The organism is Kocuria atrinae C3-8, assembly GCF_000286355.1.
Taxonomy (GTDB): domain Bacteria; phylum Actinomycetota; class Actinomycetes; order Actinomycetales; family Micrococcaceae; genus Kocuria; species Kocuria atrinae_A.
In genome coordinates this window covers 1-6029 of the sequence record NZ_AJXN01000124.1, presented here as the reverse complement: position 1 = coordinate 6029, position 6029 = coordinate 1, and the positions used below count along the sequence as shown (strand labels likewise).

Sequence of the window (6029 nt, the reverse complement as noted above, 5' to 3'; positions counted from 1 at the left end):
TGAAGCCAGAAGCCATGGCCGAGGCCGAGAAGTTCGGCGCCGTCACCGTTCCCGGTGACGAAGGCCAGGCCGCCAAGATCCGCGAACTCACGGGCGGCCGCGGCGTCGACGCCGTGTTCGACTTCGTCGGTGCCGGCCCCACCATCGCACTCGGTGCCGCGACCGTTGCACAGCGAGGCTCACTGACCGTTGTGGGCATCGCGGGCGGCGAATTCGCGTGGAACTTCTTCGCTGTGCCTTATGAAGTGAATTTCTCCTCCACCTACTGGGGCACCATCGAGGAACTCCACGAGGTGGTCGCGATGTACCGCGCCGGCCAGATCGTCCCGGCCGTCGAGAAATACACGCTCGACAACGCACTCGAGGCGTACGAAAAGCTGCGTGACGGCACGCTGTCCGCGCGCGCCGTCGTCGCCCCGCACGCCTGATAGCTGGCGAAACAAGGCCCGCGATCGCCACCGATCGCGGGCCTTCCTTTTGTTAATCGTATGGCCTGAGCTGGAGATCAGGAAGAATTTCCAACTATGTTTCTCCGGCAAGTGGCCAAAGTTATCAGAGTAGCTTTTACAGTCACTTGAAGAAAGAGCATTTCAATCCAAGTTGCGAAGGCATAAATAGAAATATTTCACTCTAGGGCATAGGCGTAACAACAGTCAACGTCTGGCTCAGATGCATTTAGGTCGTAATCAACGTGATTGATAATTCTGGAGAATGTCACTAGTCAGACGGTTCTCTCCTCGCTATCCTGTAAATGGGTGATGATCTATGTGGTGATTCACCCATTGTAAGCCAGTCTAAGTAAACCCTGGGGGAATGTCATGGCTGAAGAAGGTCAGGAAACGGTTAGTGTTGAAGAGGAAAGTCGGGAAAATGAGGGCGATACCGCTAGCATGGAGGATCAAGAGTGGTCTCGCGAAGGATTCTTCAAGGAGATACTTGAGATTTCCGGCAGTGGGACAATTTCGACACTCGATCTGCTTTGGTCGTATGGTCGAGAGAGGCGCGGTTCAGTCGTAAACAACCTGATTATGTCTGATTTGGAACGCCACGGGTTGCGAATGAAACCTGAAATTAGTGAAGCAGATTACTACGGAAACGTCCTAATTTATGTGCACGAACCGATTGAGGATGAAGATTGTTCAACCGTAGATGTCTCAAATGAGATGAGATCGTCTGGTAGCCTCGATGAATCTCAGATGGGTTGGATACTGTCCTCTCTGAAGGAAGATGGAGATATGCTCGACTTCCTTCAGTACGGCGATAGTGTTGAAACCGCGATTGAGACAATGAAGGTAAAGGGGCGTTCTAAGTTGCCATTGTTTTTCGATGGCAACGATAAATCGACCCTAATTGGGACAGTTACGCTCGATGACCTGACTTTCGATACCGCCACTAAGGACTCTAAACTCGTTGAAAAAGCTCAGACTCACGTTCCGGTAGTCTCAACGAATGAGAAGCTATTCGATTGGATACCCGCGATCCTTCAACATGGATTTGTGTATGGTAAAAATTCAGAGGGAAGTGTGGTTCAAATATATACAACATTTGATGTCGCGATGCATCTGAATTCTATTGCTCAGATGTTCCTTCGAGTGAATGAGCTTGAGGACCTAATTAGATCAGTTCTATCCAAGATACCAAGCGATGAGGTGAAGGATGCAAAGTCCGAGATCAGCAATCTGCATAGTATTCCGCTAAATTCTTCAGGAGATATGATCTTCTCCCGAGAAGATATTCAATCGAATAATAATGAGGCCGCTCAGCATGTCTCTGAAACGTTTGTTTTTGCGGACTATATGAAATGTTTTGGAAGTAACACATTGTGGGATAACTATTTTTCCTCCTCGATAAACGGCTTTAAATTGGATAAAGACAAATGTCTGAAAAGTCTCAATGATGCTAGGTTGGCGAGAAACAGAGTAATGCATAGCAGTAGTCAGGATATACTGGATACCCTGATTCCTTCATTCGAATGTTTGGCAGTATGGTTACGAAAAATTAAGTAAATCCTCTTAGGATTGAAAACGGCAATCCATTTTGGAGAGCGTAGGGTTCGAACGTGAGGTCAGTTTCAATTTACGTGGAAAGCTTTGCGGGGATACCCTGGCCCGCGATCATCACTGGTCGCGGGCCTTCCTTCTGTCCAAATTTCCGCCGACGACGATGCTCTCACCCTCCCAAGGGGGTGGCACCTCACGCGCTGGTTCCGTAGCGTGGTGACAAACAATCGAAAGGCGGCTTACTTCATGACCACGAAAACGATCGAGACGTACTTGCAGGACCATCACGCCGGGTCGGCCGCTGGTGTGGATGCGTTCCGGCGAGTGTCCGAGGGACACAGCGACCGCGAGGTGCGGGCGAAAGTCACGCGCATGGCCTATGACGTTGCCGAGGACCAGCGGTCGCTCGAAGCGATCATGTCCGCATTCCATGTGAAGCCCAACCAGTTGAAGGACATCCCCGCACGCCTCGCGGAAAAGATCGCCCGGTTCAAGCCGAACGAGCGAGTGACCCAACGCTCGCCGCTGTCCGACATTGAGGAACTGGAGGCTCTGACTGCTGCTGTTCACGCCAAATCGCTCGGGTGGCGCCTTCTCCTGGAAGTCAATGATGACCGTCTGGACAAGACGCTGCTCCAGAAACTGCTTGATCGCGCCCGTGAGCAAGAGGACGAGCTGGAAGCGCTGCGGTTGAAACAAGCTTCGAAGCTTGAGCGCTCGTGATCGACATGGTCGCCACGGTCACCTGAATTCGACAGGCTTAAAGATGAGAGACAAGCCCGGGGTCGCCGATTAGGCGCCCCGGGCTTTACTCTTTCAAAACCGTGAACCTACGAACGAGTTTCTCACCCAGGGCGGAGCACAGAGCGAATAGTGGTCCACTGGTACACGGTTTTTTCGGGCTATGTCCGCCCCTCTAAACGTTCAGTGGTGAACTCATCCGTCCTGCCCGCTGCTCGTTCCCGGATGTCGTGTACTCAGTTCAAGAACGGCGTTCTGCAGCTCCGCGTTCGGTGGAGAGTTCCTCTTCCTCTACATCGTGTTCCGGTGTTGCCTCCGCCAGTTCGTCGAACTCGAAGTGCTCCAGGGGAGTGCGGGTGATGTAGGTGGCGCGAGCGATCGCCATGGTGCCCACAGCGGATGACGCCAGGTGCACCACCAGAATCAGCACCACCTTCACCACGTTCGGAATCGACGGCTGCAGTGCCAGGGCCCCGGCCACAATCAGCACGATGCCCACACCGCCCGCCGTACCCACGGCCGAGACGCGCATGTACGCATCCGGGAAGCGAAGCACACCGAGAGCCGCCGTCGCGAAAATGAGTGCACCAATCACGATGGTGACGTTTCCAATGATCGTCAGAAGATCCATTAGCGCTTCCCCCTCGTGAGTGCCCGTGCCAAGGACAGCGCGCTCAGGAAGCCCACGAGCGCGGCCACCAGAACGATGTCGAACGTGTACTCATTGGCTACCCGAATACCGAACAGCGCTATCAGTCCCACGAATCCGAACAGCAACAGGTCACCGGCAACGGCGCGGTCTGCCTGGGTCGGCCCGCGGAGAATGCGGTACGCGGATGCCAGACACGCAACAGCAATGATCAGAATTCCTAGATCCACCCCGATCATGAAGGCGCTCCTTCCCTGCGAATCCCGCGAAGCATCCGAGTCTCCATGTCCCGCAGCTCCTCGCGAGTGGCATCTGCGCTACCGGAATACAGGCTGTGCACGTAGATCGTCAACGGCCCAGTTTTGGCCGGTGATGAACCGGCCACATCCGCCTGCGACACCTTGGAGTCCGTGTTGAGCCCCAGCGTGAGGGTGCCCGGTGTCAGCGTGATGAGCGCAGCCAGCAGCGTGATCTCGTAATCGTTGCGGCACTGACTGTCGAACGCGGTGATACCGGGAGTGGAGTTCTGCCCGGGCGTGAGATTGTCCTTCAGAACGGCCGCGCTGGAGGTCACCATTTCCTTGGCGAACCACAGGAAGAAACCGATACATCTGAATGGCCACGTCAACCAACTCATGAACCCATCACCGCCTGTACGTATGCCGTGGTGTCGAGCAATCCTTCGGCCGCTACCGCGGACAGTCCCAGCAGCAGCTCAGCACCCAAGCCGAGGCCTAGTGTGATCGCCGCGGTGAACACGGCCGGTCCGGCCAGCGCCATGCCGATTCGCGGCCATTCGGCCACGGCGGTCGCCGACGACACTGGAGCCTGTTTCGTGGCGACTCCACCGGAAGGCGAGGGAGCAGCAGGAACCGCGGGAGCGTCGTCGTCGGAATTCGAGGCCTTGGAATCTCCCCAGAACACGCCGTTCCAGATCTTGAGCATCGAGAGCAACGTGACCAGGCTGACCAGGAGCATGACCACGACCGCTGCGATCTGCCCCGCCTCGACCGAGGCCAGGATCAGCGTGAACTTCGCGACGAAACCCGAGAACGGCGGGAGGCCTGCCAGCGAGAGGGCCGCGATGAAGAACGCGACCGCGATGACCGGCTCCCGCTTGGCGATGCCCGAGAGCTTGCCGATCTCGCCCGTGCCGTAACGAACCTCGACCGCGCCCGTGGACAGGAACAGCGAGGCCTTCACGATCATGTGGTGCAGCAGGTAGAAGATGCCCGCGGTGAGCCCGGCGAACGTGAACAGTGCGACGCCCAGCAGGATGTACCCGATCTGGCTGATCATGTGGAACGCCAGGATGGAGCGGGTGGTTTTCTCGCCCACCGCGCCCAGCACGCCGATGACCATGGTCAAGCAGAACAGCGTCACGCCGATCCAAAGCCAGCGGGAATCGCCGTCGAAGACGACGGCGTAGATGCGGTAGATGCCGTAGATCGCGACCTTGGTGTGCAGACCGGAGAACAGGGCGGTAATAGCCGGGGAAGTCGCGGGGTAGGCCGCTGCGAGCCAACCGTGCACCGGAACGACCGACGCCTTGATCGCGAGGGCGAACAGGCAGACTGCGCCGGAGATGGCCACCGTCGGATCCGTGGTCGCGAGCCCGGCGAGTTCGGCCAGGTTCACGGTGCCCGCGGTGCCGTAGATGAAGCCCACGCCGATCAGGAACACGGTGGAGGTCAGCAGGTTCAGCGTCACGTAGAGGCGCGCGCCGGCCACTTGTTGCAACGTGCCCTTGTGCCGGGCGGCCAGGACGAACAACCCGTAGGAGGGCAAGAGCATGACCTCGATGAACACGAACAGGTTGAACAGATCCGCGGTCAGCAGTGCACCGTTCACACCGGCGGTCAGCACCAGAACGAGCGGGGCGAAGTAAACGTTGGCCGCGCGCCCGGACGCAATCGCGAACCACGAACACACGATGGTGAGCAGCCCGGTCACAACCAGCATGAGGGCGGTGAACATGTCGGCGACGAACGGGATGGCAATCCCGAAAGGCCACGAGCTGATGCCGTGGGCAATGGCACCGCCGGAGCGGAACTCGATCACGAGCGCCACGGCGGCACCCACCGCAGCAATCATGGTGCCCAGCAGCCCCACGGTGTGAATCACGCGGCGGTCGCCCACGATGACCAGCAGCGCGGCCATCATCAACGGGACCGCGACGAACAGGGGGAGGAGTGCGGCGCTCACTCTTGCACCTCCTGGGCGGTTGCGGCGGTGTCATCGTCATCGTTGCCCGTCACCGCGAGCACCAACATGACGATCGTGATGGAAAACGCGATCACGATCGCGGTCAGCACGAACGCCTGAGGCAACGGATCGGCAATGGTCGAGAGGTCCTCGGGGGAGCCGTAGGGTAGATCCCGGCGAGAGGTCCCGCCTGCGGCCATGAGCACGATATTGCCCGCGTGACCCAGCAGGATGAACCCCAGGATCACGCGCAGCATTTCGCGCTTCATCATCAAGTACACGGCCCCGAAGACGAGCAGGCCGGCGGTAATGGCAACGGTCATCGTGCGTTCACCTCGTCCGATTCCTCGGGGTTGTTGGCGTGGTCGCGGGAGTGCTCGCTCGAGGTCGAGCCCGACGCCGCCGACTCACCCTCCGCGCGCTTCTCACGGTCG

8 protein-coding genes are annotated in these 6029 nt (G+C 57.9%); 3 read left to right on the top strand and 5 right to left on the bottom strand.

Annotated features, from left to right (window positions below; translation table 11 throughout):
• The 3 genes from YO9_RS0112925 to YO9_RS0112915 form a co-directional block, all read left to right on the top strand.
• Nucleotides 1-428, top strand: a 428-nt coding sequence (locus tag YO9_RS0112925; protein ID WP_016997858.1) for a zinc-binding dehydrogenase, incomplete at its 5' end; no start/stop codon positions are given.
• Between the two features lie 390 nt (nucleotides 429-818).
• Nucleotides 819-2006, top strand: coding sequence for a CBS domain-containing protein (locus YO9_RS0112920; protein WP_016997857.1), 1188 nt, complete (start codon nucleotides 819-821; stop codon nucleotides 2004-2006).
• Between the two features lie 318 nt (nucleotides 2007-2324).
• On the top strand, nucleotides 2325-2723 hold the full coding sequence (locus YO9_RS0112915) for a hypothetical protein (RefSeq protein WP_223286551.1): 399 nt from the start codon (nucleotides 2325-2327) through the stop codon (nucleotides 2721-2723).
• Nucleotides 2724-2982: 259 nt separating this feature from the next.
• Here the strand turns inward: YO9_RS0112915 and YO9_RS0112910 are convergent, their stop codons facing one another.
• Genes YO9_RS0112910 through YO9_RS0112890 form a run of 5 tightly spaced genes read right to left on the bottom strand, consistent with a single transcriptional unit; the run spans nucleotide 2983 to nucleotide 5918 of the window.
• Nucleotides 2983-3372 carry a cation:proton antiporter gene (locus YO9_RS0112910; RefSeq protein WP_016997855.1) on the bottom strand — a complete coding sequence of 130 codons (390 nt, stop codon included), beginning with the start codon at nucleotides 3370-3372 and terminating at the stop codon, nucleotides 2983-2985.
• The gene (locus YO9_RS0112905; RefSeq protein WP_016997854.1) at nucleotides 3372-3629 is read right to left on the bottom strand and encodes an MrpF/PhaF family protein; all 258 of its coding nucleotides are present in this window, start codon (nucleotides 3627-3629) and stop codon (nucleotides 3372-3374) included. Before YO9_RS0112905 ends, YO9_RS0112910 begins: the two co-directional genes overlap by 1 nt.
• Nucleotides 3626-4027, bottom strand: coding sequence for a Na+/H+ antiporter subunit E (locus YO9_RS0112900; RefSeq protein ID WP_031273280.1), 402 nt, complete (start codon nucleotides 4025-4027; stop codon nucleotides 3626-3628). Before YO9_RS0112900 ends, YO9_RS0112905 begins: the two co-directional genes overlap by 4 nt.
• Nucleotides 4024-5595: a monovalent cation/H+ antiporter subunit D family protein gene (locus tag YO9_RS0112895; RefSeq protein WP_016997852.1), complete on the bottom strand. Its 1572-nt coding sequence runs from the start codon at nucleotides 5593-5595 to the stop codon at nucleotides 4024-4026. Before YO9_RS0112895 ends, YO9_RS0112900 begins: the two co-directional genes overlap by 4 nt.
• Nucleotides 5592-5918, bottom strand: coding sequence for a cation:proton antiporter subunit C (locus tag YO9_RS0112890; protein ID WP_016997851.1), 327 nt, complete (start codon nucleotides 5916-5918; stop codon nucleotides 5592-5594). Before YO9_RS0112890 ends, YO9_RS0112895 begins: the two co-directional genes overlap by 4 nt.
• Nucleotides 5919-6029: the final 111 nt, after the last annotated feature.

Bases quoted from the DNA above. Each gene is read 5' to 3' on its own strand.
- YO9_RS0112920 (WP_016997857.1), top strand. From the start codon at position 819: ATGGCTGAAGAAGGTCAGGAAACGGTTAGTGTTGAAGAGGAAAGTCGG.
- YO9_RS0112910 (WP_016997855.1), bottom strand. From the start codon at position 3,372: ATGGATCTTCTGACGATCATTGGAAACGTCACCATCGTGATTGGTGCA.
- YO9_RS0112905 (WP_016997854.1), bottom strand. From the start codon at position 3,629: ATGATCGGGGTGGATCTAGGAATTCTGATCATTGCTGTTGCGTGTCTG.
- YO9_RS0112900 (WP_031273280.1), bottom strand. From the start codon at position 4,027: ATGAGTTGGTTGACGTGGCCATTCAGATGTATCGGTTTCTTCCTGTGG.
- YO9_RS0112890 (WP_016997851.1), bottom strand. From the start codon at position 5,918: ATGACCGTTGCCATTACCGCCGGCCTGCTCGTCTTCGGGGCCGTGTAC.